The sequence below is a fragment of the Paraburkholderia sp. HP33-1 genome, assembly GCF_021390595.1.
Lineage (GTDB): Bacteria > Pseudomonadota > Gammaproteobacteria > Burkholderiales > Burkholderiaceae > Paraburkholderia.
Genome location: NZ_JAJEJR010000001.1, coordinates 2,545,719 through 2,569,102 on the forward strand (window position 1 = coordinate 2,545,719; position 23,384 = coordinate 2,569,102).

A 23,384-nucleotide genomic window follows, 5' to 3' on the forward strand; every position below is an offset into this window, starting at 1 on the left:
ACAGTTTTTGTTCAGCACCAATGTTATACTTCGAGCAATGTATGACTGGTCTTCGTCAACAGGCTCGCAGTAAACCTGCGGTAATCTCAATTTCGAGAGGAGAAATATGAATAAACTTTCAAAGCTCGCGTTCATTGCAGCTACCGCAGTTATGGCTGCATCCGCCATGGCGCAGTCGGTGCCGGCGTCGCGACAAGCTACCAACGACAACTGGGTGAATGGTACTGGCGAATACGTGTGGATGAACGGCACGAACGAGCTTTGCTGGCGCGATGCATTCTGGACGCCCGCAACGGCTAACGCCAAGTGCGACGGCGCTCTGGTTGCTCAGGCTCCGACCCCGCCGGCACCGGTCCCGCCGGCTCCGGCTATCACCAGCCAAAAGATTACGTATCAAGCTGATGCGCTGTTCGACTTTGACAAGGCAATCCTGAAGCCGGCTGGCAAGGAACGTCTGAGCGAACTGGCATCGAAGATTCAGGGCATCAATCTCGAAGTCGTCGTCGCTACGGGCCACACCGACCGCATCGGTTCGGACGCCTACAACGACCGTCTGTCGCTGCGTCGCGCTCAAGCTGTGAAGGCCTTCCTGGTCAGCCAGGGCGTCGAAGCCAACCGTATCTACACGGAAGGCAAGGGCCGTCGCAACCCGGTTACCACCGGTTGCAACCAGAAGAACCGCAAGCAACTCATCGCCTGCCTCGCACCGGACCGCCGCGTGGAAGTCGAAGTTGTCGGTACGCCGAAGCAGTAAGCTGCAAATTACCGCAGTATCGAAAGCCCCGCTTCGGCGGGGCTTTTTTTATCCACGGCTGCCGCGTCGATGCGTGACGCGCGATGGCGGCAAACGCCTCCCGCTCCATCGCTAGCGGCCCGCCGTTTGCATCAGCGCCTCGCCGCCCGCCGCGTTTTTGCCGCCCTTTCTCTTGCCCTATATACTTAGGGTTTATCCTCGAGCGTCCGCTCACCGCTTTCATCGAGGCAGCCTTCGCCATGACCAACGCCGATCCCCACGAACTACAGAAATTCAGCGACCTCGCTCATCGGTGGTGGGACCCAAACGCCGAGTTCAAACCGCTGCACGAACTGAACCCGATTCGCCTGAGCTGGATCGACGCGCACGCGCATCTCGCGGGCAAAAAGGTGCTCGATATCGGCTGCGGCGGGGGCATTCTCTCTGAATCCATGGCAGGTTTGGGTGCCCACGTGAAGGGCATCGACCTGTCGACTCAGGCACTCGGCGTCGCCGATCTTCACAGTCTTGAAAGCGGTGTATCCGTCGATTACGAAGAAATCGCGGCCGAGGCGCTCGCCGCGCGCGAACCGGGCACTTATGACGTGATCACCTGCATGGAAATGCTCGAGCACGTGCCCCAGCCCGCCGCAATCGTCGAAGCCTGCAAGAATCTCGTGAAGCCTGGCGGCTGGGTGTTCTTCTCCACGCTGAACCGCAACGTGAAGTCGTATCTGTTCGCGGTTATTGGTGCCGAATACATCGCGCGAATGCTGCCGAAGGGTACGCACGACTACGCGCGCTTCATCCGCCCGTCTGAGCTCGCGGGCTTCGTGCGCGTCGCCGGCCTGCGCACGGATGACATCAAGGGCATCGTCTACAACCCGCTCAGCAAGCATTTCACGCTGTCGTCCGACACGAGCGTCAACTATCTGCTCGCCTGCCGCCGCGACGCCTGAATTGCCAGAACCATCCCGATCCGCCGCATCCGAAACGCACAATGAGCGACCCGACTCCCCTGCCCCAACGCGAAGACAACGACAACCTGCTCGGCTTTTGCCTCGCGGTGCTTTTCGACCTCGACGGCACGCTAGCCGACACAGCGCCCGACCTTGCGGCTGCCGTCAACAAAATGCGCCACGACCGCGGACTCGAGATGGTGCCGCTCGAAAAGCTGCGACCGCTGGCATCAGCCGGAGCGCGCGGACTGATCTGTGGTGCGTTCGGCATCGGACCCGACCATCATGAATTCGCGTCGATGCGCGAGGAGTTTCTCGCGAACTACGAAGCAGATCTGTGCATCGAGACGACGCTCTTTCCGGGCATCGCGGAAGTGCTCGACGAACTCGACGCGCGCGGCGTGCGCTGGGGCATCGTCACGAACAAGGTCGCGCGTCTCACCGAGCCGCTCGTCGCGCAACTCGGGCTCGAGGAGCGCGCAGGCTGCGTGGTGAGCGGCGACACGACCCCGCATTCGAAGCCGCACCCCGCGCCGCTGCTGCACGCGGCGCGTGAGCTGGACGTCGCGCCGGAGCGCGTCGTCTATATCGGCGACGATCTGCGCGACGTGCAGGCGGGTTTTGCCGCCGGCATGAAGACCGTCGCAGCGGCGTACGGCTATTGCGGCAACGACATTCCGCCGACACGGTGGCACGCGCAGCATGTCGTGCAATCGCCGGCTGAGTTGCAGACACTGCTGCGCGATATCAGCTGACAGATCGGCTGAAGGGCGCGTGCGACACACTCGCTAACCAAGTTACATGATTCGGCGGCCACCCAGGACACACGACGTGGCCGTCGATCTATTGTAAAATGTCGCTTGGCTCATAAATATGAGCAACGAACCGCGGGGGCGACCTGGTTTCGACAGGGGTTGCGAAGCGGCTAGGGCATGTCGAGGACCCGTCACCTCGTTAATCAATGGGAAAAACGTAACTGCAAACGACGATACGTTCGCACTGGCAGCCTAAGGGCCGCCGTCCTCTGCCTAGTTCACTGACGGGCTAGTGTCGCAAGACCGGTAGCAATACCGACAGAGGTCATATACGTCAGTTAAGCCTTGGCGGCGTCACGACGCCCGGGTCGAAAACTTAGTGAATCGCCGTAGCGCAGCGTGTTCGTCCGCGTCGCTGCGGTTAAATCAAAAGACAGAACTAAACATGTAGAACTGGTCGTAGAGGACTTCTGGACGCGGGTTCGATTCCCGCCGCCTCCACCAAACACATCGGAACGTTCGCAATGAACGGCCTCGAAAGACCCCGGTAGGGCTGAGCGCTGCCGGGGTCTTTTATTTTGGCGGCATCGCCCGCAACGCTTCGCGGCCGAATCAGCCCCCCCTCACCTGACGGCACACACTCCGCGACCCAGCCTATCCGCGTCCGCTACCTATACTCGAAGCGCGTCGCCGCTCGTCAACCATGTCGTCAAAACAGGAGCACGCATCATGCGTAAGACCATCGTCTTGCTGGCCCCGCTCGTGTTCGCCGCGCTGCACGCCAGCGCCTTCGCCGATCCGCCCAAACTGTCCGGCGGCCGCATCGTCGCCGCCGACGGCATGACGCTCTACACGTTCGACAAGGACACCACACCGGGCGTCAGCGCCTGCACCGGCGACTGCATGAGCAACTGGCCGGCGGCAACGGCGTCGCCGACCGACAAGCCGTCGGGCGACTGGACGCTGATCCCGAGCGCCGACGGCAAGCAACAATGGGCGTACAAGGGCCATCCGCTGTATCACTACGCGGCCGACAAGCAGGCGGGCGATGCCAAGGGAGACGGCTTCAAGGAAATCTGGCACATCGCCAAACCCTGAGGAACGGGACCGGCCGGCAGATGGACCGGCATCTCGCCAGTCACAAAGCACAACGCCGACCTACAGGCCGGCGTTGCGTCACACCTCGAAGCTCGAGCAAAGCCCGAGCGGACTCTCATTAGTCTTTCGGGCACTGCAGATTGCAGCCGTTCGGATCGCCCATGTCGCCGCGTTTGCGCGCTTCCGAACGATTGCCGTGCTGATACTTGTCCGATGGCGCGGACGCGGCGAACGGCATCTGCGGATGCTCGTTGATGCGGAATTCGTCATTCAGGATGCCGCCTGGCACGCCAGGCGAGTTTTGCGCGAAAGCGACGGAGACGGTGGCACAGAGCACACCAGCCGCGGCAGCGGCGGCACATGCATGGAGAAGAGCTTTCATGTCGGTTCAGCGCGGCTTGGCGCGCGGTTCAAGCGGAAGTGAAGGCAAGAGAGTAGCCGAAACCGGCGCGCCGTGCAGCGGCGCGCGTCGGGCACTACTGTTTAAATGGTTACAGGCGCTTACGTCGGCGCTACGCAAGCGTGCCGCCGAGCCCCTCCTCCAGATCGACGATCCTGCCGCAGTCGCGCGGATCGTAGCCGTCGAGCTGCTCGACGCTATGGTGAAACGCACTGCTGCGCAACAGTCCGATCACCGTCGCGAGCGGCGCGCGCGAGAGGTGCGCGCGATCGCACGCGAAGTAATAGTCCTCGTCGACGATCGGGATGAATTCGAGCCCGAAATGATGCGCGGCCGGCTTCACGCCGATGCCCACGTCCGCCATGCCGCTCGCGACAAACGCCGCGATCGCCGAGTGCGTCAGCTCGGTCGACGCATAGCCGTTGACCCGATCCGGGTCCACGCCGATCTTTCGCAGCGCAAGATCGATCAGCATCCGCGTGCCCGAGCCCGGCTGGCGGTTGACGAAACGGATGTCATTGCGCGCAAGATCGCCGAGTCCGCCGATCCGCTTCGGATTGCCCTTGCCGATGAAGAGCCCCTGCTTACGCTTCGTCAGATGCACGAGCAGATGGCGCTGCGGATCGAGCCAGCGCCGGTAGGTATCCGCGCACGCCGCGCGAAACTCGCCGAGCGGCAGATGAAAACCCGCCAGATCGCACTCGCCGCGCGCAAGCGCGCTGACCGCGTCCGCGCCATCGCGGTACTTGATGTCGACCGGCAGATCGTTGGCGACCAGCGTGGTCACGAGCGCAGCCACCGCATAACCGTGCGACGCGTAGATGCGCACGTGATCGGCGGGCGGTGCGAGCCAGCGGTTCAGATCGCTCGCCACTTCGCTCGCGAGCGCCTGCAGATTGCCGTCGAGCCGCTCGCCGCAGAGCCGTTGCCCGCGCAGGACCGCGTGACCGAGCTCGGACAGCACCGAGCCGCGCCCACGCTCTTTCGCGATCAACGAACCGCCAAGCCGCTCCTCGATGCTGCGCAGCAAACCCCACGCATGCCGGTAGGACAAACCCTTAAGCGCCGCAGCCTGCGCGATGCTACCGGATTCATCGACGAGCGCGAGCAGCGGCACCACGTCCGACAGGCTGGCCTCGCGGCCGTCGGCGCCCTTCACCACCAGCTCGACCTGGCATTCGACCTTGACCATATATGTTTGATTCTTTCCTATTGCATGTGCCGGTTGGCCCGCATATCGTTCGGCTGTACCATAACGAATAAGCGAAGCATAGGTGCACGCATTATGAATAACAAGTGCATATATCGCTTTGGAGGAGCCCCACTTTGGACGATTCCCTCGCCACGGCACCGGATCAGCTCGTGCAGCGTCACGCGCAGCCGGGCCGTTCGCTCATCACGATCCTGCACGCGATCCAGGACGAACTCGGCTTTGTGCCACCCGCGGCGGTCGCACCGCTCGCCCGCGCGCTGAACCTGTCGCGCGCGGAAGTGCACGGCGTCATCACGTACTACCACCATTTCCGTACCACGCCGGCCGCGCCCGTCACCGTGCAGCTTTGCCGCGCCGAAGCGTGCCGCAGCATGGGCACCGAGGCGCTCGCGCAGCATATCGAGGCGCACACCGGTTGCCGCTTCGACGCCGGACATGAGGACGGCGCAAAGGTCGAACTCGAATCGGTGTACTGCCTTGGACAATGCGCGCTCTCGCCGGCGCTGATGCTCAACGGCACCCTGCACGCGCGCGTGTCGCCGCAAAAATTCGACGCGCTGTTCGCCGCGGCCCTCAAATGTGTGGAGGTGCCGGCATGACACGCATCTACGTTCCGCGTGATTCGTCGGCACTTGCGCTCGGCGCCGATGCGCTGGTTGACGCCATCACGACTGAAGCCGCGCGCCGCGGCATTGCGATCGAACTGATCCGCAACGGTTCGCGCGGCTTGCTGTGGCTCGAACCGCTCGTCGAAGTCGCGACGCCCGAAGGCCGCATCGGCTATGCGAATGTCGAGGTGGAAGACGTCGCCGCGTTGTTCGACTCAGGCTTCGTTGACGGCGGCGAGCATCCGCGGCGCGTCGGCGTGGTCAACGAGATTCCGTATCTGAAGAAGCAGCAGCGCCTGACCTTTGCGCGGATCGGCATCACCGACCCGCTTTCCATCGACGACTACGTCGCACACGGCGGCCTCGAAGGGTTACGCCGCGCGCTGCAAACCGACGGCGACGCCGCCTGCGAAGCCCTGATCGAATCCGGCCTGCGCGGCCGCGGCGGCGCGGCCTTCCCGGCCGGGATCAAGTGGCGCACGGTGCGCGGCGCGAAGGCCGCACAGAAGTACATCGTCTGCAATGCCGACGAAGGCGACTCGGGAACCTTCTCCGATCGTCTCGTGATGGAAAGCGATCCATACGTGCTGATCGAAGGCATGATCATCGCGGGCATCGTGACCGGCGCGACCGTCGGCTATATCTATGTGCGCAGCGAATATCCGCACTCGATCGCGACGCTCGAAGCCGCCATCGCCCGGGCGCGTCAAGCCGGCTGGCTCGGCGACAGCGTACTCTCGAGCCCGCAGCGCTTCGAGCTGTTCGTCGCGAAAGGCGCGGGCTCTTACGTGTGCGGCGAGGAAACCGCGATGCTCGAATCGCTCGAAGGCAAGCGCGGCATCGTCCGTGCGAAGCCGCCGGTGCCCGCGCTCGCAGGTCTCTACGGCCAGCCCACCGTCATCAACAACGCGATCACGCTCGCCACGGTGCCGATCATCTTTGCGCGCGGCGCGGCGTTCTATAAGGACTTCGGCATGGGCCGCTCGCGCGGCACGCTGCCGTTCCAACTGGCCGGCAACATCAAGCGAGGCGGCCTCGTCGAACTCGCGTTCGGCGTGACGCTGCGCGAACTGCTCGACGACTTCGGCGGCGGCACCGCGAGCGGCCGCCCGGCGCGCGCGGTGCAGGTCGGCGGTCCGCTCGGCACGTATCTGCCCGAAAGCCAGTGGGACATTCCGATGGACTACGAAGCGTATGCGGCGATCGGCGCCGTAATCGGCCACGGTGGTCTCGTCGTGCATGACGACACGTCGAATCTCGCCGAGCTCGCGCAATACGCGATGCACTTCTGCGCGCTCGAATCGTGCGGCAAATGCACACCGTGCCGAATTGGCTCGACGCGCGGCGTCGAGGTGATCGCACGGATTCGCGATGGCGACACGTCGACGCGTCAGGTGCAATTGCTGCGCGATCTGTGCGACACGATGGTGTCGGGCTCGCTATGCGCGATGGGCGGCATGACGCCGTATCCGGTGCTGTCCGCGCTCGATCATTTCCCTGAAGACTTCGGTCTCGCCGCCGATCACCCTGCCGACCACGCCACCAAAGCGGCCGCGGCCTGACACGAGGAGTTCACCATGTCCGATCAGTTCAACTCCCCCGCCGGCGGCTGCGGCTCAGGCAACTGCGCGTGCAAGTCGCAAGCGCTGGACCGCGCCGCCAACCCCTTCTTCGACGACACCGATTACGGCACCCCGGCCCGCCACTCGGACGTCGACGTAACGCTCGAAATCGACGGCCAGGCGGTGACCGTGCCCGCCGGCACGTCGGTGATGCGCGCGGCGGCCGAAGCCGGCGTCAACGTGCCGAAGCTGTGCGCGACCGATTCGCTCGAACCGTTCGGCTCGTGCCGGCTGTGTCTCGTCGAGATCGAAGGCCGCAAAGGCTACCCCGCATCGTGCACGACGCCGGTCGAAGCCGGCATGAAGGTGCGCACCCAGACCGACCGTCTGCAGACGCTGCGCCGCAATGTGATGGAGCTGTACATCTCCGACCATCCGCTCGACTGCCTGACCTGCCCCGCCAATGGCGACTGCGAACTGCAGGACATGGCGGGCGTGACCGGCCTGCGTGAAGTGCGCTACGGCTTCGACGGCGCGAACCATCTGAAGGACAAGAAGGACGAATCGAATCCGTACTTCACGTACGACCCGTCGAAGTGCATCGTCTGCAATCGCTGCGTGCGCGCGTGCGAGGAAACCCAGGGCACGTTCGCGCTGACGATCACCGGACGCGGCTTCGAATCGCGCGTCGCGGCCAGCGAGAACCAGCCGTTCATGGACTCGGAATGCGTGTCGTGCGGCGCGTGCGTCGCCGCGTGCCCGACCGCGACCTTGCAGGAAAAGTCCGTCGTGATGCTCGGCCAGCCCGAGCACTCGGTCGTCACCACCTGTGCGTATTGCGGCGTCGGCTGCTCGTTCAAGGCCGAGATGAAGGGCAACCAGGTCGTGCGGATGGTGCCGCACAAGAACGGCCAGGCCAACGAAGGCCATGCGTGCGTGAAGGGGCGCTTCGCATGGGGCTACGCGACGCACAAGGACCGTATCAAGAAGCCGATGATCCGCGCGAAGATCACCGACCCGTGGCGCGAAGTCAGCTGGGACGAAGCGATCTCGTATGCGGCGTCGGAATTCCGCCGCATCCAGGCGAAGCATGGGCGCGATTCGATCGGCGGCATCACGTCGTCGCGCTGCACGAACGAGGAAACCTATCTCGTGCAGAAGCTCGTGCGCGCCGCGTTCGGCAACAACAACGTCGACACCTGCGCGCGCGTCTGCCATTCGCCGACCGGCTATGGTCTGAAAACGACGCTCGGCGAATCGGCGGGCACGCAGACGTTCGCCTCTGTCGAGAAAGCCGACGTGATCATGGTGATCGGCGCGAATCCGACCGACGGCCACCCGGTGTTCGCCTCGCGTCTGAAGCGGCGCGTGCGCGAGGGCGCGAAACTGATCGTCGTCGATCCGCGCCGGATCGACCTCGTCGATACGCCGCACGTGAAGGCGTCGCATCATCTGCAATTGCGGCCCGGCACCAACGTCGCGGTCGTCAACGCGCTCGCGCATGTGATCGTCACGGAAGGCCTGCTCAACGAAGCGTTCATCGCCGCGCGCTGCGAAGCGCGCGCGTTCGAGCAATGGCGCGACTTCGTCGCGCTGCCGGAGAACTCGCCCGAAGCGACCGAAGCCGCGACCGGCGTGCCCGCCCAACAGGTGCGCGAAGCGGCCCGCATCTATGCGACCGGCGGCAATGCCGCGATCTACTACGGTCTCGGTGTCACCGAACACGCGCAAGGCTCGACGATGGTGATCGGCATCGCAAACCTTGCGATGGCGACCGGCAACGTCGGCCGTGAGGGTGTCGGCGTGAATCCGCTGCGCGGCCAGAACAACGTGCAGGGCTCGTGCGACATGGGCTCGTTCCCGCACGAGTTGCCGGGCTATCGCCACATCGGCGATACGCTCGTGCGCACGCAGTTCGAAAACGCATGGCACGTCACGCTGCAACCGGAACCGGGCCTGCGCATTCCCAACATGTTCGATGCCGCGCTGCACGGCAGCTTCAAGGGCCTCTACTGCCAGGGTGAGGACATCGTGCAGTCGGACCCGAACACGCATCATGTGGCGGCGGCGCTGTCGTCGATGGAATGCATCGTCGTTCAGGACATCTTCCTGAACGAGACCGCCAAGTACGCGCACGTGCTGCTGCCCGGTTCGTCGTTCCTCGAAAAGGACGGCACGTTCACCAATGCCGAGCGCCGCATCTCGCGCGTGCGCAAGGTGATGCCGCCGCTTGGCGGTTACGCGGACTGGGAAGTCACGGTGCTGCTGTCGCACGCGCTCGGCTACGAGATGGACTATGCGCATCCGTCCGAGATCATGGACGAAATCGCGCGGCTCACACCGACCTTCCACGGCGTGTCGTATCAGAAGCTCGACGAAATGGGCAGCATCCAGTGGCCATGCAACGAAGACGCGCCCGACGGCACGCCGACGATGCACGTCGATACCTTCGTGCGCGGCAAGGGCAAGTTCGTGATCACGAAGTTCATCGCGTCGCCGGAAAAGGTCACGCGCAAATATCCGCTGCTGCTGACGACCGGCCGCATCCTGTCGCAGTACAACGTCGGCGCGCAGACGCGCCGCACCGACAACTCGCTCTGGCATGACGAAGACCGGCTCGAACTGCATCCGCACGACGCGGAGGAACGCGGCATCAAAACCGGCGACTGGGTCGGCATCGAATCGCGCGCGGGACAGACCGTGTTGCGCGCGAAGGTGACGGAGCGGATGCAGCCGGGCGTCGTCTATACGACGTTCCACTTCCCCGAATCGGGCGCGAACGTCATCACGACCGACAGCTCCGACTGGGCGACCAACTGCCCGGAATACAAGGTGACTGCGGTGCAGGTGATGCCGGTGGAGCAGCCGTCGCAATGGCAGAAGGACTATTCGCGCTTCAATAGCGAACAGCTCGACCTGCTGAAGCGGCGCGAGCTGGCCAACGCGGCCGCGGTCGTCACCGCGGGCAAGTGAGGCGAGCGATGGACAAACGGAATCTGATCGACATGGCGAACCGGATCGGCGACTTCTTCGAGTCGATGCCCGATCACGAGGAAGCGCTGACCGGCGTCGCCGAGCATATCCGTCGTACCTGGGAGCCGCGCATGCGGCGCGCGCTGCTCGCGACGCTCGACGAAGCTCCGGACACATATGGCATTGCGCTATCGAACTTCACGCGCGAGGCGATCGTCAGGTATCGCCAGAAGTTGACGCCGGCGGAGGTGCCGGCGGCCTGAGTCGTTGGCTCAATCACCGGGCGCGGCGGCGCGATCCGCTGCCGCGCGCGTGCCGCAAAACGGGCGACCCTGATCACAACGTCGCCTGCTCCGGTATCTCTCCCCCCACCGCAAACCACGCCTCGCAGTGCCGCACCAGACCGTAGAGGTCCGAGCCCGTGCGTCCGCGTGCGCTGATATAGCCATCCGGCCGCACCAGATAAAACGACGGCCGCGTACGCCCATACGATTCGGCCAGCGCCGGACCGCCGTCGCCGCTCGTATCGGTGATGCGCCAGATGCGCACCGCGTTCGGCAGCAGCCGCTCGACCTCTGCAACCAGCTTTTCAACTTCGGGGTCCGGTGGCGGCTCATGTTTCGCGGCGGGATCGAGCGGCGCGTCGTCGACGGGCAGCGGCGGCACCAGCAGAAACAGCGAGAAGAACGCCGGATCGTGCAGATCGAAAATGCAGCCGACGCCGGGCGCGCGCCCGAGCGGACCGTCGACCACATGCACGAGCGCGTCCGGCGCGCGCTCGCCCGCGCGTGGGCCGCCGTCGAGCACGCGTTCGAGCGTCAGCGGACTGCGCCGGTATTGAATGGACAGCTCACTGATCGTCGCGCGCGCGGCATCGCGTAGCGGACCGAGCGCGGCCAGCACCGGCATCACGCGCTCGCGCAGCAGCTTCAGCGGACCGTGATCGGCCTCCGCCATCTGCATGATGAAGCCGGTTTGCCGCAACACGTCGCGCTCGATCGGATGCCGTTCGGCATGATAGGTGTCGAGCAGGCGATCCGGCGCCGCGCCGCCGATCACGCGCGCGAGCTTCCATCCAAGGTTGAGCGCTTCCTGGATGCCGGTGTTCATGCCCTGCGCGCCCGCAGGACTGTGCACGTGCGCGGCATCGCCGGCGAGGAAGATGCGGCCCACGCGCAGCCGATCGACCATTCGGCTATTCACGTGGAAATAGGCCGACCACGCGAGATCCGACACGTCGACGCGCTCGCGCACGCGTTGCGCGATCAGTGCCTGGCATTGCTCGAGCGAAGGCGCCGGCGCCGCGTCGAGTGGCGCTTCGCCGGACCCCGCGGGCGTCGATGGCGCGGCGTTGCCGGACGTCTCGACCGCGTGATCGGCGATCAGACGATGGCGGCCGTGGCCCAGCGGAAACAGCGCCACGAGACCGTCGCCCGACGCGAAGATATGAAACTCGTCGTCGGGCCAGTCGGTTTCGGCGTGCAGGTCGGCGAGCAGGAAGGACTGCTCGAAGGTCTTGCCCTCGAAGTTCAGGCCGAGGCGATGGCGAATCGAACTGTGTGCGCCGTCGGCCGCGATCAGATACGACGGGCGCATGGCTTCCGTGCGGCCGTCCGCGCGGCGCAGGGTCGTCTGAACGCTCGCGGAGCCTTGCATGAACGCGATCAGCTCGACGCCGCGCTCGACCGTCACGCCGAGCGTCGCCAGATGCTCGGTCAGGAGCCGCTCCGTCACCGACTGGTCGAGAAACAGCAGATAGGGATAGCGCGTGTGTAGCGGATCGAAATCGAGTTGCGCAAGGCGCATGCCGTTCGAAAACAGATTCACGACGCGCGCGCGATGGCCGAGCTCGAGAAAAGGTTCGATCAGCCGATGCTGCTCGAGCAGTTCGAGCGTGCGCGCCTGTATGCCGATTGCGCGCGAGTACGGATTCGGCCGCGGGGCCTTGTCGATCAGACGCACGGGGATATGGGCGCGCGCGAGACTCATCGCTGCGGCAAGTCCGGTGGGACCGGCCCCGACGATCAGCACCGGCGACGCGTCATAGGCGGCAGCGTCCATGCGGAACTCCGGAGGCAACAATGGCTTCTAGTGTACGCCGCCGCTCGCCATGCACCCACGAACCGCACAAAACCGGGCCCCTGGCGCAAGTGTGGGAAAATGCGGCCTCAATCCGATTGATCCGAATGCCCGCCCCGTCATGCAACCTGTATTTGACCGCGCGTTCGCGGCACATCGTGACGGCCGCCTCGACGACGCCGACCGCGACTACCGCGCCACGCTCGAGCACAACCCTAGCCACGTCGACGCGCTGCATCTGCTCGGCGTGCTGCGCCACCAGCAGGGACAGCACGCCGAAGCCGCGGCGCTCGTGCGGCGCGCGGTCGACCTGCGCCCCGAAGACGCGGCGCTGCAACTGAACCTCGGCAATGCGCTGAGGGCGCTCGGCCAGATCGACGCCGCCATCGAGCAGTTCCGCAACGCGCTGACGCTCGCGCCGACGTTCCCGATGGCGCATTACAACCTCGGCAATGCCTATGCGTCGCAGGGCCGTCACGAAGACGCCGCTGATGCGTTCGAACGCTCGCTGCGCCTGCAGCCGGACGACGCGTCGTCGCACAACAACCTTGGCAACGCGCTGCACGCGCTCGGCCGCCACGCGGCCGCGATCGCGTCGTTCCGGCGCGCGCTCGAATTGCGCCCCGGTCACGCGGGCGCGCTGAACAACATGGGCATGTCGCTGAACGCGCTCGATCGGCCGGACGAGGCGGTGCCCTGCTTCGAGGCCGCGCTCGCCGCCGAGCCGCGCTTCGTCGCCGCGCACTTCAATCTCGCGAATACGTTCGACGCGACCGGCCGCCATGCGCAAGCCGTCGCGGCCTTTGAAGCGGCGCTGCGTTTGCAGCCGAACCTGCCGCCCGCGATCTACGGCATCGGCAACGCGCTCGCAGCGCTCGGCCGTGCCGAACAGGCCCTGCCGTATCTGGAGCGCTCGGTCGGCCTTGACCCGCAATTCGCGCTCGCGTGGCTCGCTCTCGGCACCGCGCACCAGGCGCTCGGCGCGCATGCGGCTGCCGTGCGCGCGCTCGATCAGGCGTTGCGGCTGCGTCCCGATCTCGCGTCCGCGCATATGAACCGTGCGCTCGCATGGCTCGCGATGCGCGACTTCGAGCGCGGGCTGCCCGAATACGAATGGCGCTTGCAGACCGTCGCGCAAGCGGCAATCCAGACGTTGCCGCGCTGGCACGGCGAATCGATCGAAGCGCACACGCTGCTGATCCATGCCGAACAGGGTTTCGGCGACACGCTGCAGTTCGTGCGCTTCGTACCGTTCGCAGCGCTTCGCGCCGCGCGCGTCGTGCTCGAAGTGCAGCCACAATTGTTACCGCTGCTCGCGCCCGTCGCGCAGGCATGGCGCGTGACGCTGATCGCGCAAGGCGAGCCGCGCCCCGCCGCCGATCTGCAGATTCCGCTGCTGAGCCTGCCGCTCGCGCTCGGCACACACTACGACACGATTCCCGCACGCACGCCGTATCTGACCGTGCCGCCGGCCTATGGCCGGAAATGGCGCGGCTCGCTCGGCGGTCAGGCGAAGCGCAAGATCGGGCTCGCGTGGTCGGGGCGCATCCAGCGCAACGAAACACGGACGATGCCGCTCGCCGCACTCGAGCCGCTGTTCGCGCTCGACGGCATCGACTGGATCGTGCTGCAGCCTGATCTGTCCGATGACGAACGCGCGACGCTCGACGCGCATCCGCGCGCCGCGGCGATCCATCGCTTCGACACACGCATCGGCGACTTCGCGGATACCGCGGCGATCGTCGAGCGGCTCGACGCGGTCGTGTCGATCGACACGTCGATCGCCCACCTCGCGGGCGCGCTGCGCAAACCGCTATGGCTGATGCTGCCGTTCGCCGCCGACTGGCGCTGGTTCGACCGCGACACGCGCAGCCCGTGGTATCCCGGTGCGACGCTCGTGCGTCAGCCGCGACCGAACGCGTGGGATGAAGTCGTCGAGGTGGTCGCCAACGAGTTGCGGCACGCTTAGCGACAGGCGTCATCAACAAAAAACCCCGCATCAGCGGGGTTTTTTTTCAGAAGACCTGGCAGACCTGTCAGGCCGCCCGATACTGATTGCGCGACTCCGGCGTGCGGTACAGGAACAGCGTCGCGAGCAGACCGCAGATCGCCGCCACGCCAAGGACCAGACCCGGCGCTGCCTTGTTGCTCGTCACGTGGATCAGCAGCGTGGCGATAGCCGGGGTAAAGCCGCCAATCGTCGTCGCGAGACTGTACGCGAGCGAGAAACCAGCGGTGCGCACCTCGACCGGCATCACTTCGGTCAGCGCGACGACCATCGCGCCGTTATAGCTGCCGTAAAGGAACGACAGCCACAGCTGCACGGCGAGCAGACGCGCGAAGGACGGATCGGCGACGAGCCATTGCAGCGCCGGATACGCGGTGAGGATCGTCAGGATCGTGAACGCGAGCAGCACCGGACGACGGCCGATGCGGTCCGACAGCGCGCCCGAGAGCGGCAGCCAGATCAGGTTCGAGATACCGACGCACACGGTGACGACGAGCGTGTCGATCGCCGACAGCTTCAGCACTTCCTTGCCGAAGGTCGGCGTATACGCGGTGATCATGTAGAACGACACGGTCGTCATGATGACCATGCCCATGCCGCCCAGCACGATCGGATAGTTCGCGAGCATCGACTTCAGGATCTCGCCCATGCCCGGACGATGCTTGCGCGCCGTGAACTCCTCGGTTTCCTGCAGCGAGCGGCGGATGAAGAACAGGAACGGCACGATCAGACAGCCGATCAGGAACGGCACGCGCCAGCCCCAGGCGAACATCTGGTCGGCGGGCAGAATCTTGTTGAGCACCACGCCGATCAGCGCGGCGAACACCACCGCGACCTGCTGGCTGCCCGACTGCCACGAGCAATAGAAGCCCTTGTTGCCCTTCGTCGCGATCTCCGACAGATACACCGACACGCCGCCGAGCTCGGCGCCGGCCGAGAAGCCTTGCAGCAGCCGGCCGAGCAGCACGAGCACGGGCGCTACGAGCCCGATGGTCGCGTAGCCCGGTATCCCCGCGACCGTCAGCGTACCGAGCGCCATCAGGCTCAGCGTGAGGATTAGGCCTTTGCGGCGGCCGTGATGATCGATGTAAGCGCCAAGCACGATCGCGCCAAGCGGACGCATCAGGAAGCCCGCGCCGAACACCGACAGCGACAGCATCAGCGATGCGAAATCGCTGCCGCTCGGGAAATAGGTCTTGGCAATCGCCGAGGCGTAGTAGCCATAGACCATGAAGTCGTACATCTCAAGAAAGTTGCCGCTGACGACGCGGAACACTGTCTTGAACTTGGATTCTTCCTTGGCGGAAGCGGCGTGGGTCGCAGTAGACATGACACTCTCGGATAAGCCCTTCGCCCCGTCGGACGGATCGACGCGGACGGTGAGGAGCGGGCAGTTGAAACGATCCACTACGTTTGGCAAGCGGATGCCGCGGCTGCACTCGCAGGTATAGGCGAAGCGCGCCGGGGGCGCCGCATTCTGATGCCCGCATCGTTCGCGCGGTACCAGGGTAAACGCTGTGCTTGATGCGGAGCCGATGCCACGTAATGTTACTGCTGATAACGTCGCCGCAAAACGCATACAGTATGCTTACGCGCGACACCGGCGGGCAGCGCGGTAGACTGTCCGCGCGAGGCCATTCAGTTGATCACTCCGATGCAAACCACCCCTGCTCTTTCCCTGCGCCCCGCCACGCTCGAGGACGCCGAGCTGATTGCGTCGATTCACAGCGTCAGCTGGCAAGCCGCCTACCGCGGTCTGTTGCCCGATGCGTTTCTCGATGGCGAAGTCACACGCGAACGCGCCGCCTATTGGGCAGCGCGTCTTGCGGCGCCGGGCGGCGAGCGCCGCATCGTGCTGATCGCCGAGCTGGCCGGCAAGCCGACCGGCTTCGTGTGTGTCGAGCGTCAGCCCGAGTCCGCGTGGGGCGTGCTGCTCGACAACCTGCATGCGCTGCCCGCCTATCAGGGCATCGGCGTCGGCAAAACGCTGATGCGCGCGGCCATTGAATGGGCGCGTGCGCAGGGCGAGGCGCAGCTGTATCTGTACGTGCTCGAGGGCAATACGCCGGCCATCGGCTTTTACGAGCGGCACGGCTGGCAGTTCGTCGGCGCGGAGCCCGATCATATCGGCGGCATGGATATCACCGCCTTGCGTTACGTGTACCGGCTGAAGCCTTGAGCGACGCGGCGACGCCACGCACGTGTGGTGTCCCCGTTTTTCGGAGTCATCTGAAGGTTGGTCCAAGTAGTTTCGAGGCAACATTTTCTGTTGCCGATGGGTTGGTTCATCGGACCCCTACAGATTCCGTGACTGCCTCCCCGGTGGTTCTGTCACGAGACACCGGAAGAAACCGATGATCAGCACGCCGCTCACCTTGATCGAAGGCGCATTCGCGCTTCCCCGTCCGCTAGACCACCTGCCCGAACCGTTCGGCCGCGACTGGGCGTTGCTGCCCCTCGGTGAACGCTGGCGGGCCGGACTCGATTCGCTATATGCCGCGCTGCTGCGCACCGTCTGCATGACCGATCAGCATCTGTTGTCATATGCGCAGTGGGTGTCGATCGACCACGTACTGATCGGCGTGCGGCATAAGGCGGCGCAACTCGTTGAGACTGCCGCGCAGCCTGCCGGGGAACCTGCGAATACAGCCGCGAGGGCGCGTCCCGCTGCGCAACGGCGGGTGCCTCAGGGTCCAATGCGAATTGCGCTCAAGACCCGGACGCCGCGCATCGCGCAGCGGCGCACGGTGTGGAATCGGCGTACGGTCGCGGCGAGTGCCGGCGCGATCGGCTGCGTCGCGGTGCTGGCGTGGTGGATGATCGATCAGCCTCTCGCGCCTCGGCGTATGGCTTCCGAGATGCTGAAATCCGGGCAAGCTTTGATGGCGCATCGTGACGTGCCGGTGGAAAAGCGTCGTTCGCAGCATCAGATTGCGCGGCCCGAAGCGCCAGTGATTGCCGAGGCCTTCACACCGGCTTCGGTGCCCCCGCCTGCGGTGCTCCCGCCATTACCTGCCGACATGGCCGCTGCCGCACCTGTGGCGGCTTTACCTCAGCATACCGCCACGCGACGTAAGCCCGCGCCGAGCGAGGAGATTCACTCCTATCCTCCGCGTCGTGTGCTTCGCGCGCAAACGCATCCGCCGGGGGCGAATCGCTATGCCGCGAATGAGTCTTTGGATGAAGTACGGTTCGGCGCAGACGAATACGCTGAACCCACGACGTCGGTCATGATGCCGTCGCGAGACGCCACCCCGCTGCCGCGCCTCGTCGTGTCGAACAATCTGCCGGCAAACAGCTCCGAGTGGATGAACCACATGTCGCAGCGTCGCGTCACCGAAATCCCGGAGCAATTCGCGCGATAAACGCCGGATGACCGAGTCGATCCATGCAAACACAACGCACTGCCGCATTACGCGGCAGTGCATGAGTTCGGTGCAATAGCCTACGCCTAGAACCGCGTCTCCCGCGCGACCCGCAGGAACGTATCGAGCAGCGGCGTGCAATCGAGCAGTTCCGGCCCGCCCGCGCGATGAAACTCCGGATGCCACTGCACGCCCATCACGAACGGCGCGCGCCGGTAGCGCACGGCCTCGATGATGCCGTCCGACGCCGACACCGCCTCGATATTCAGATCACGGCCCAGCGTCTTCACCGCCTGGTGATGGATCGAATTGACGATCGCGTCGCGCCGCCCGGGGAACATGTTCAGCAGCGTCGAGCCATCCGGAAAGTGCACGCCGTGCCGATGCTGATCGTAGTTCTCGTTGACGTGCGCGTTCGCGGTTGGCACATCGGTCGCGATGTCCTGGTACAGCGTCCCGCCGAACGCGACATTGATCAGCTGGCAGCCACGGCACACGCCGAGCACCGGCTTGCCCGACTCGATGAACTCGTGCAGCAGTTCGAGCTCGTACATGTCGCGCACGCGATCGCCGGGCCACTCGGGACTCGACGCGACTTCCGCGTACGACTGCGGCGACAGGTCGGCGCCGCCTTGCAACAGCAGGCCATCGAGATGCTTCGCGTAGTCGCGCAGACGGATGTTGCTCGGGTGCAGCATGCCCTGATGACCGACGGTCGGGATCATGAACACCAGCACGTCGCGCGACATCACCCAGTGCGCGACCGACTCCTCCAGATATTGCAGCGTCTTGCCGCGCAAGCCCTTCGCGCCCGGCTCCGGGTGGAAGATGCGCGCCGACACGCCGATGCGCAGTGTGCGCTGCGTGATCCGCTGCCCCGCGCGATCGAACAGCTGCCGCGCGCGCGCCGCAATGATGCGGCCGAACACGCTCCATGCCGAATCGCTCTGACGCAAATAGCGCGGCGGCGACGGCGGCAGCGCGTTGGGCGGTGGGGGGTTGGTGGCGCTGAAATCGGGCGCCGCGCCGAAACCGGGCGGCGGCGAGCCGGGCGCACGCGAAGCGGGCGCGGCGGCTTCCTCGGTGGTGATTTCTGCGTCGGTGGCAAGGTCCGCGATGCCGACGCTGCCCGCGCGCGGCTGGCCGGCGCCCGCCGTCGGTTTCATGAGCGGATCGGGTTTCACCGTCGTCGCGCCGGCGGTGTGCACACCGGCACGCCGTGCTTCGCGCTCGTGCACCGCGGCTTCCTGGCGCGCAGTCGATGCGGCGGCGGCGCTGCGTGCCTCGGCCGCGTCGCGCATCCACGCTGCTCGCGGATCTTCGGAGGTGAGCGCCGACGCGCTGAGCGGATCGTCGGTCGACGATCTCACGGTCGCCTCCTTGTCGGCCGGGCTCGTGTCCCTGGCGGCCGACTGGGTGGCACCTTCATGCGACGGAGCAAGCGCCTCGGCCGGTTCGACTGGCGCGCTGCCCGACGAAGGCGTGGTCGGTTGCGGACTGCCGGTCGTGCCGGCGTTTCCTGGTTTGTTTTCGCTCATGACTGTCAGACAGGCGCCTTCCCCGCGAACGAATGAATATGCCCTGATTATCCGCCAGCGCAGCAGGCCCGGCAAACCCGCACACAATTGCTCACATTGTTGCGAAGCGCCACACCAATCCCTATGACTTAGGGGTCCGGCTGTTCTTCGAAAGTTTCCCGCAAGGCGATCTGCATCGACGCGTGGATCTTCACGCACCAGCGCCATACGAGCGCGAGCAGCAGCGCGGCGCACACTAGCACCGCGATGAGCAGGCCCGTCGGCGGCAGGATGCTGCCCGAGAGCGCCGCCACGAGCAGAAACACGCCGAACATCGACACGATCGGCACGAGGTCGGCGATCGCATAACGCAGCGCGCTCGTGAAGCGCCCGGCGACGCTCGGCTGCACGCTGACTTCGGCGAGCAGCAGCGCGAGCGACCTGGTCTTGCGGTACACGGCCACGAGGAACGGCAGCGATACGACGAGCGCGACACTCCACTGCACGACGCGTTGCAGCGGCTCGTCGGCGAGCCAGTGCGCGAGCAGCCGGCCGCTATGCGGCGCGCTGTACGACACCGCAATGAAAATCGCGGCGACGAGCGCGAGATTCACCGCGATCTGCACGACGATGCGCCGCGTCATCCCGAACAGCGTCGGCTCGCCGCGCGCCGTGACCAAGCTGCGCAGCCATTGCCCGTACATGCCGAACGCGTTGGAAAACGTGGCGGGCATCGCGTGCGCGATGCGGCGCGTGAGCGGATCGGCAACGCGGATCAGATACGGCGTCGTCAGCGTGGTCAATGCCGACACGGCGACCGCGATCGGATACAGAAACCCGCTCGTCACCTTCAGCGTCAGGCCAAGCGTCGCGATGATGAACGAGAACTCGCCGATCTGCGACACGGTCATGCCGAGGCGCATCGACGTGCGGGCATCCTGCCCGGACAGAAACGTGCCGAGCCCGCACGACACGATCTTGCCGACGATCACCGCCACCGTGATCACCGTGACCGGCCACGCGTAGTCGAGTATCACGGCCGGGTCCAGCATCAGGCCGATCGTCACGAAGAAGATTGCGGAAAACGCGTCGCGCAGCGGCGCGATCAGATGCTCGATCCGATGCAGATGGCGCGACTCGGCCATGATCGCGCCGATCAAAAACGCGCCGAGCGCGATGCTGTAGTCGAGCTTGACGACCAGCAGACAGAAGCCGAAGCAGAAGCCGAGCACGGCGACGAGCAGCATCTCGTCGCTGCCCGTGCGCGCGACGTAGTTCAGCGCGCGCGGCACGAGCAGTACGCCAACCAGCAGCGACACCGTCATGAACAGCAGCAGCTTGCCAAGCGTGACGGCGGCGAGCCCGGCGGATAGCTGCCCGGTCTGCGCGATGCCGGTCAGCAGCACGAGCATCGCGATGCCGAGAATGTCCTCGACGATCAGAATGCCGAACACGAGCTGCGCGAAGCTTTCGCGCTTGAGTCCGAGGTCGGACAGCGCCTTGACGATGATCGTCGTCGACGAGATCGCGAGGATCGCGCCGAGGAACAACGAGTCCATCGGGCTCCAGCCGAACGCGCTGCCGATCTGGTAGCCGATCCACAGCATCAGCACGATCTCGGACAGCGCTGCGACGATCGCCGTTGCGCCGACCTTGAACAGCTTGCGCAGGCTGAATTCGAGGCCGAGCGAAAACATCAGGAACACGACGCCGAGCTCGCCGAGCGTCTGGATCGTCTGTTCGTCGCGGATCAGCTGGAACGGCGGCGTGTACGGACCGATGATCACGCCGGCCGCGATATAGCCGAGCACCACCGGCTGCTTCAGGCGATGGAACAGCACGGCGACGACGCCGGCCAACGCCATTACCACGGCCAGATCCTGGATGAAGCCAATGCCGTGGTGCATGAGCGCTTTCCTTGCGAAAGAGTAATCGTTGAAAGCAAAGTGTAACAAACGAACTGGTGCAATTTACGCCGCTTTTGCGCACCGATTGGCGCCCTCCGCCAGACGCCACTCGCCCGCAAAACCTTGCTCTACAATGCGGACGGACCTTGCCCGTTGGCTCGACACTGCCCCGCTCATGCGCCCGAGCGGCGCTCAACCGGATTTCTACCGACATCATGGCCACTGAATTCGCCCCCTTCCCGCCGCTGGCCCAGCTTGCCGCCGATCTCGCCACCGGCCGCACCACCAGCCGCGCGCTCGTCGAAACCGCGCTCGACCGGATCGCCGATCCATCCGGCCAGGGCGCCACCGTCTTCATGCACGTCGACGCCGACGCTGCGCGCGCCACCGCCGACGCGCACGACCGCCTGCGCGCGGCCGGCACCGTGCTGTCGCCGCTCGCCGGGATTCCGGTGTCGGTCAAGGATCTGTTCGACATCGAAGGCCAGCCGACCCGCGCGGGCTCCGTCGTGCTTGCCGACGCACCCGCCGCGAAGGCAGATGCGGTCGCGGTCGCGCGTCTGAAGCGGGCCGGCGCCGTGATCGTCGGGCGTACCAACATGAGCGAGTTCGCGTTTTCCGGGCTCGGCCTCAATCCGCATTACGGTCATCCGCTGTCGCCGTACCGGCGAGGGGTGAAGGGCGACGAGCGGATTTCGGGCGGCTCGTCGTCGGGCGCGGCGGCTTCGGTCGCCGACGGCATGGCCGCGGTCGCGCTCGGCACCGACACCGGCGGCTCGATCCGCATTCCGGCCGCCTTGTGCGGGCTGACCGGCTTCAAGCCGACCGCCGCGCGCATCCCGAAACAGGGTGGCGTGCCGCTGTCGCCGACGCTCGATTCGTTCGGGCCGATCGGCGTGTCGGTCGCCTGCTGCGCGCTGGTCGACCGGATGCTCGCCGGGCTGGAGCCGCGCATCCCGGCCGCGCGGCCGCTCGAAGGCGTGCGCCTCGGCGTGCTGACCAATTTCGTGACCGATAGCGTCGAGCCCGAAGTCGCGCGCGCGATCGATACCGCGCTCAAGCATCTGGAGGCGGCCGGCGCAGTCGTCAGCGAGGTGCGCTTCGCGCCGCTCGACCGCCTGCCGCAGATCAACCGCTTCGGCTTTGCGTCGATCGAGGCGTACGCGTGGCATCGGCCGCTCCTCGACAAGCACCGCGAGCAGTACGATCCGCGCGTACTCGCGCGCATCATGAAGGGGCAGCCAGCCAGCGCGGTCGACTATCTGGACCTGCTCGCCGAGCGCGACGCGATGCTCGACCAGGCCGCACGCACACTGTGGCAGCGTTTCGACGCGGTCGTCGCGCCGACGGTGCCGGTCGTGCCGCCGCGCCTCGCCGGCCTGCTGCACGACGACGACACGTTTGGCCACACTAATGCGCTGATCCTGCGCAACCCGAGTGCGTTCAACTTCCTCGATAGCTGCGCGCTGTCGCTGCCGTGCCATCTGCGCGGAGACGCGCCGGTCGGCCTGATGCTGGCAGGCGCCCCGCACGCCGACGACGCGCTGCTCGCGATCGGCCGCGCAGCCGAGGCGGTGCTGAACGCAATCCGCTAATGCGCGGCGGGGGTTCACGCTAGAATCGCGGGCACCCGCCCTTTCGTCTCCAGACAAATCGAAGATCCATGAACAACGACTCCGCCATGCTGCGCCGCGAGCGCACCCTGCTGGTTCTGCTGGGCCTGATCTGCGTCGCCCTGGTGGGCGGCGCGTTGTACCTGCAGTTTGGGTTGCGCGAAGACCCATGCCCGCTGTGCATCATCCAGCGCTATTTCTTCCTGCTGATCGCGATCTTCGCGTTCTTCGGTGCGCGCTTCAGGAGCTGGCGCGGCGTCCGCCTGCTCGAAGTGATGGCAGCGCTGTCGGCGCTCGCCGGCATCGCGACCGCGGCGCGCCACGTGTACATCCAGGCGAATCCGGGCTTCAGCTGCGGCTTCGACACGCTGCAGCCGGTAGTCGACAGCCTGCCCCCCGCACAATGGCTGCCGAGCGTGTTCAAGGTCGCTGGCCTGTGCGAAACCGCCTATCCGCCGATTCTCGGGCTGACCATTCCGATGTGGGCAGGCGTCGCGTTTATCGTCGCGTTCGTCGCGCTGGTGCTGAGCCTCGTGCGCAATCGCCATCGGGTGTCCTGACGGCGGTTGCGCCGGCCTGAGCGAGTTCTGAACG

General features: G+C 65.6%; 19 protein-coding genes and 1 other RNA gene. 14 read left to right on the top strand and 6 right to left on the bottom strand.

What is annotated here, in order from left to right; genetic code table 11:
* Window positions 1-106 precede the first annotated feature (106 nt).
* The 5 genes from ompA (at window position 107) to L0U81_RS11590 (ending at window position 3,545) form a co-directional block, all read left to right on the top strand.
* Complete coding sequence (ompA, locus tag L0U81_RS11570; protein WP_233802741.1) at window positions 107-754, top strand: outer membrane protein OmpA; 648 nt, start codon at window positions 107-109, stop codon at window positions 752-754.
* Between the two features lie 239 nt (window positions 755-993).
* On the top strand, window positions 994-1,692 hold the full coding sequence (gene ubiG / locus L0U81_RS11575; RefSeq protein WP_233802743.1) for a bifunctional 2-polyprenyl-6-hydroxyphenol methylase/3-demethylubiquinol 3-O-methyltransferase UbiG: 699 nt from the start codon (window positions 994-996) through the stop codon (window positions 1,690-1,692).
* Window positions 1,693-1,733: 41 nt separating this feature from the next.
* The gene (gph, locus tag L0U81_RS11580; RefSeq protein ID WP_233802745.1) at window positions 1,734-2,447 is read left to right on the top strand and encodes a phosphoglycolate phosphatase; all 714 of its coding nucleotides are present in this window, start codon (window positions 1,734-1,736) and stop codon (window positions 2,445-2,447) included.
* A gap of 134 nt (window positions 2,448-2,581) precedes the next feature.
* Window positions 2,582-2,951: a transfer-messenger RNA gene (gene ssrA / locus L0U81_RS11585) on the top strand.
* A 225-nt stretch (window positions 2,952-3,176) separates the two neighbouring features.
* Window positions 3,177-3,545: a COG4315 family predicted lipoprotein gene (locus tag L0U81_RS11590; RefSeq protein WP_233802748.1), complete on the top strand. Its 369-nt coding sequence runs from the start codon at window positions 3,177-3,179 to the stop codon at window positions 3,543-3,545.
* Window positions 3,546-3,663: 118 nt separating this feature from the next.
* Here L0U81_RS11590 and L0U81_RS11595 read toward each other — a convergent pair whose 3' ends face one another.
* Together L0U81_RS11595 and L0U81_RS11600 are read right to left on the bottom strand one after the other, a co-directional pair.
* Window positions 3,664-3,927: a hypothetical protein gene (locus L0U81_RS11595; protein WP_233802750.1), complete on the bottom strand. Its 264-nt coding sequence runs from the start codon at window positions 3,925-3,927 to the stop codon at window positions 3,664-3,666.
* A 130-nt stretch (window positions 3,928-4,057) separates the two neighbouring features.
* On the bottom strand, window positions 4,058-5,137 hold the full coding sequence (locus tag L0U81_RS11600) for a substrate-binding domain-containing protein (protein ID WP_233802751.1): 1,080 nt from the start codon (window positions 5,135-5,137) through the stop codon (window positions 4,058-4,060).
* Window positions 5,138-5,271: 134 nt separating this feature from the next.
* Between L0U81_RS11600 and L0U81_RS11605 the strand changes: the two genes are divergently transcribed.
* Genes L0U81_RS11605 through L0U81_RS11620 form a run of 4 tightly spaced genes read left to right on the top strand, consistent with a single transcriptional unit; the run spans window position 5,272 to window position 10,564 of the window.
* Window positions 5,272-5,757, top strand: coding sequence for an NAD(P)H-dependent oxidoreductase subunit E (locus tag L0U81_RS11605; protein ID WP_233802753.1), 486 nt, complete (start codon window positions 5,272-5,274; stop codon window positions 5,755-5,757).
* On the top strand, window positions 5,754-7,328 hold the full coding sequence (locus L0U81_RS11610; protein ID WP_233802755.1) for a formate dehydrogenase beta subunit: 1,575 nt from the start codon (window positions 5,754-5,756) through the stop codon (window positions 7,326-7,328). Before L0U81_RS11605 ends, L0U81_RS11610 begins: the two co-directional genes overlap by 4 nt.
* A gap of 15 nt (window positions 7,329-7,343) precedes the next feature.
* Window positions 7,344-10,301, top strand: coding sequence for a formate dehydrogenase subunit alpha (gene fdhF / locus L0U81_RS11615; RefSeq protein ID WP_233802757.1), 2,958 nt, complete (start codon window positions 7,344-7,346; stop codon window positions 10,299-10,301).
* An 8-nt stretch (window positions 10,302-10,309) separates the two neighbouring features.
* Entirely contained in the window at window positions 10,310-10,564 is a 255-nt protein-coding gene (locus L0U81_RS11620; RefSeq protein ID WP_233802759.1) for a formate dehydrogenase subunit delta, read from the top strand.
* 73 nt (window positions 10,565-10,637) lie between these two features.
* Here the strand turns inward: L0U81_RS11620 and L0U81_RS11625 are convergent, their stop codons facing one another.
* Window positions 10,638-12,362, bottom strand: a complete 1,725-nt coding sequence (locus tag L0U81_RS11625; protein ID WP_233802761.1) for an FAD-dependent monooxygenase — start codon at window positions 12,360-12,362, stop codon at window positions 10,638-10,640.
* A gap of 139 nt (window positions 12,363-12,501) precedes the next feature.
* Here L0U81_RS11625 and L0U81_RS11630 point away from each other — a divergent pair, with 139 nt between their 5' ends.
* Window positions 12,502-14,349 (top strand): tetratricopeptide repeat protein, encoded by a 1,848-nt coding sequence (locus L0U81_RS11630; protein ID WP_233802763.1) that lies wholly within the window; start codon window positions 12,502-12,504, stop codon window positions 14,347-14,349.
* A gap of 67 nt (window positions 14,350-14,416) precedes the next feature.
* Here the strand turns inward: L0U81_RS11630 and L0U81_RS11635 are convergent, their stop codons facing one another.
* Window positions 14,417-15,718: an MFS transporter gene (locus tag L0U81_RS11635; RefSeq protein WP_233802765.1), complete on the bottom strand. Its 1,302-nt coding sequence runs from the start codon at window positions 15,716-15,718 to the stop codon at window positions 14,417-14,419.
* A gap of 324 nt (window positions 15,719-16,042) precedes the next feature.
* Here L0U81_RS11635 and L0U81_RS11640 point away from each other — a divergent pair, with 324 nt between their 5' ends.
* Together L0U81_RS11640 and L0U81_RS11645 are read left to right on the top strand one after the other, a co-directional pair.
* Window positions 16,043-16,567, top strand: a complete 525-nt coding sequence (locus L0U81_RS11640) for a GNAT family N-acetyltransferase (protein WP_233802767.1) — start codon at window positions 16,043-16,045, stop codon at window positions 16,565-16,567.
* 175 nt (window positions 16,568-16,742) lie between these two features.
* Window positions 16,743-17,753 (top strand): hypothetical protein, encoded by a 1,011-nt coding sequence (locus L0U81_RS11645; protein WP_233802768.1) that lies wholly within the window; start codon window positions 16,743-16,745, stop codon window positions 17,751-17,753.
* An 86-nt stretch (window positions 17,754-17,839) separates the two neighbouring features.
* On the opposite strand, the gene L0U81_RS11650 is transcribed toward L0U81_RS11645, so the two are convergent.
* Both L0U81_RS11650 and L0U81_RS11655 read right to left on the bottom strand, forming a co-directional pair.
* Entirely contained in the window at window positions 17,840-19,291 is a 1,452-nt protein-coding gene (locus L0U81_RS11650; protein WP_233802770.1) for a type 1 glutamine amidotransferase, read from the bottom strand.
* Window positions 19,292-19,419: 128 nt separating this feature from the next.
* Window positions 19,420-21,177 carry a cation:proton antiporter gene (locus L0U81_RS11655; RefSeq protein ID WP_233802772.1) on the bottom strand — a complete coding sequence of 586 codons (1,758 nt, stop codon included), beginning with the start codon at window positions 21,175-21,177 and terminating at the stop codon, window positions 19,420-19,422.
* A 215-nt stretch (window positions 21,178-21,392) separates the two neighbouring features.
* On the opposite strand from L0U81_RS11655, the gene L0U81_RS11660 reads away from it, so the two are divergent.
* Together L0U81_RS11660 and L0U81_RS11665 are read left to right on the top strand one after the other, a co-directional pair.
* Window positions 21,393-22,772 (top strand): amidase, encoded by a 1,380-nt coding sequence (locus L0U81_RS11660; RefSeq protein WP_233802774.1) that lies wholly within the window; start codon window positions 21,393-21,395, stop codon window positions 22,770-22,772.
* A 68-nt stretch (window positions 22,773-22,840) separates the two neighbouring features.
* Window positions 22,841-23,350, top strand: coding sequence for a disulfide bond formation protein B (locus L0U81_RS11665; RefSeq protein ID WP_233802776.1), 510 nt, complete (start codon window positions 22,841-22,843; stop codon window positions 23,348-23,350).
* Window positions 23,351-23,384: the final 34 nt, after the last annotated feature.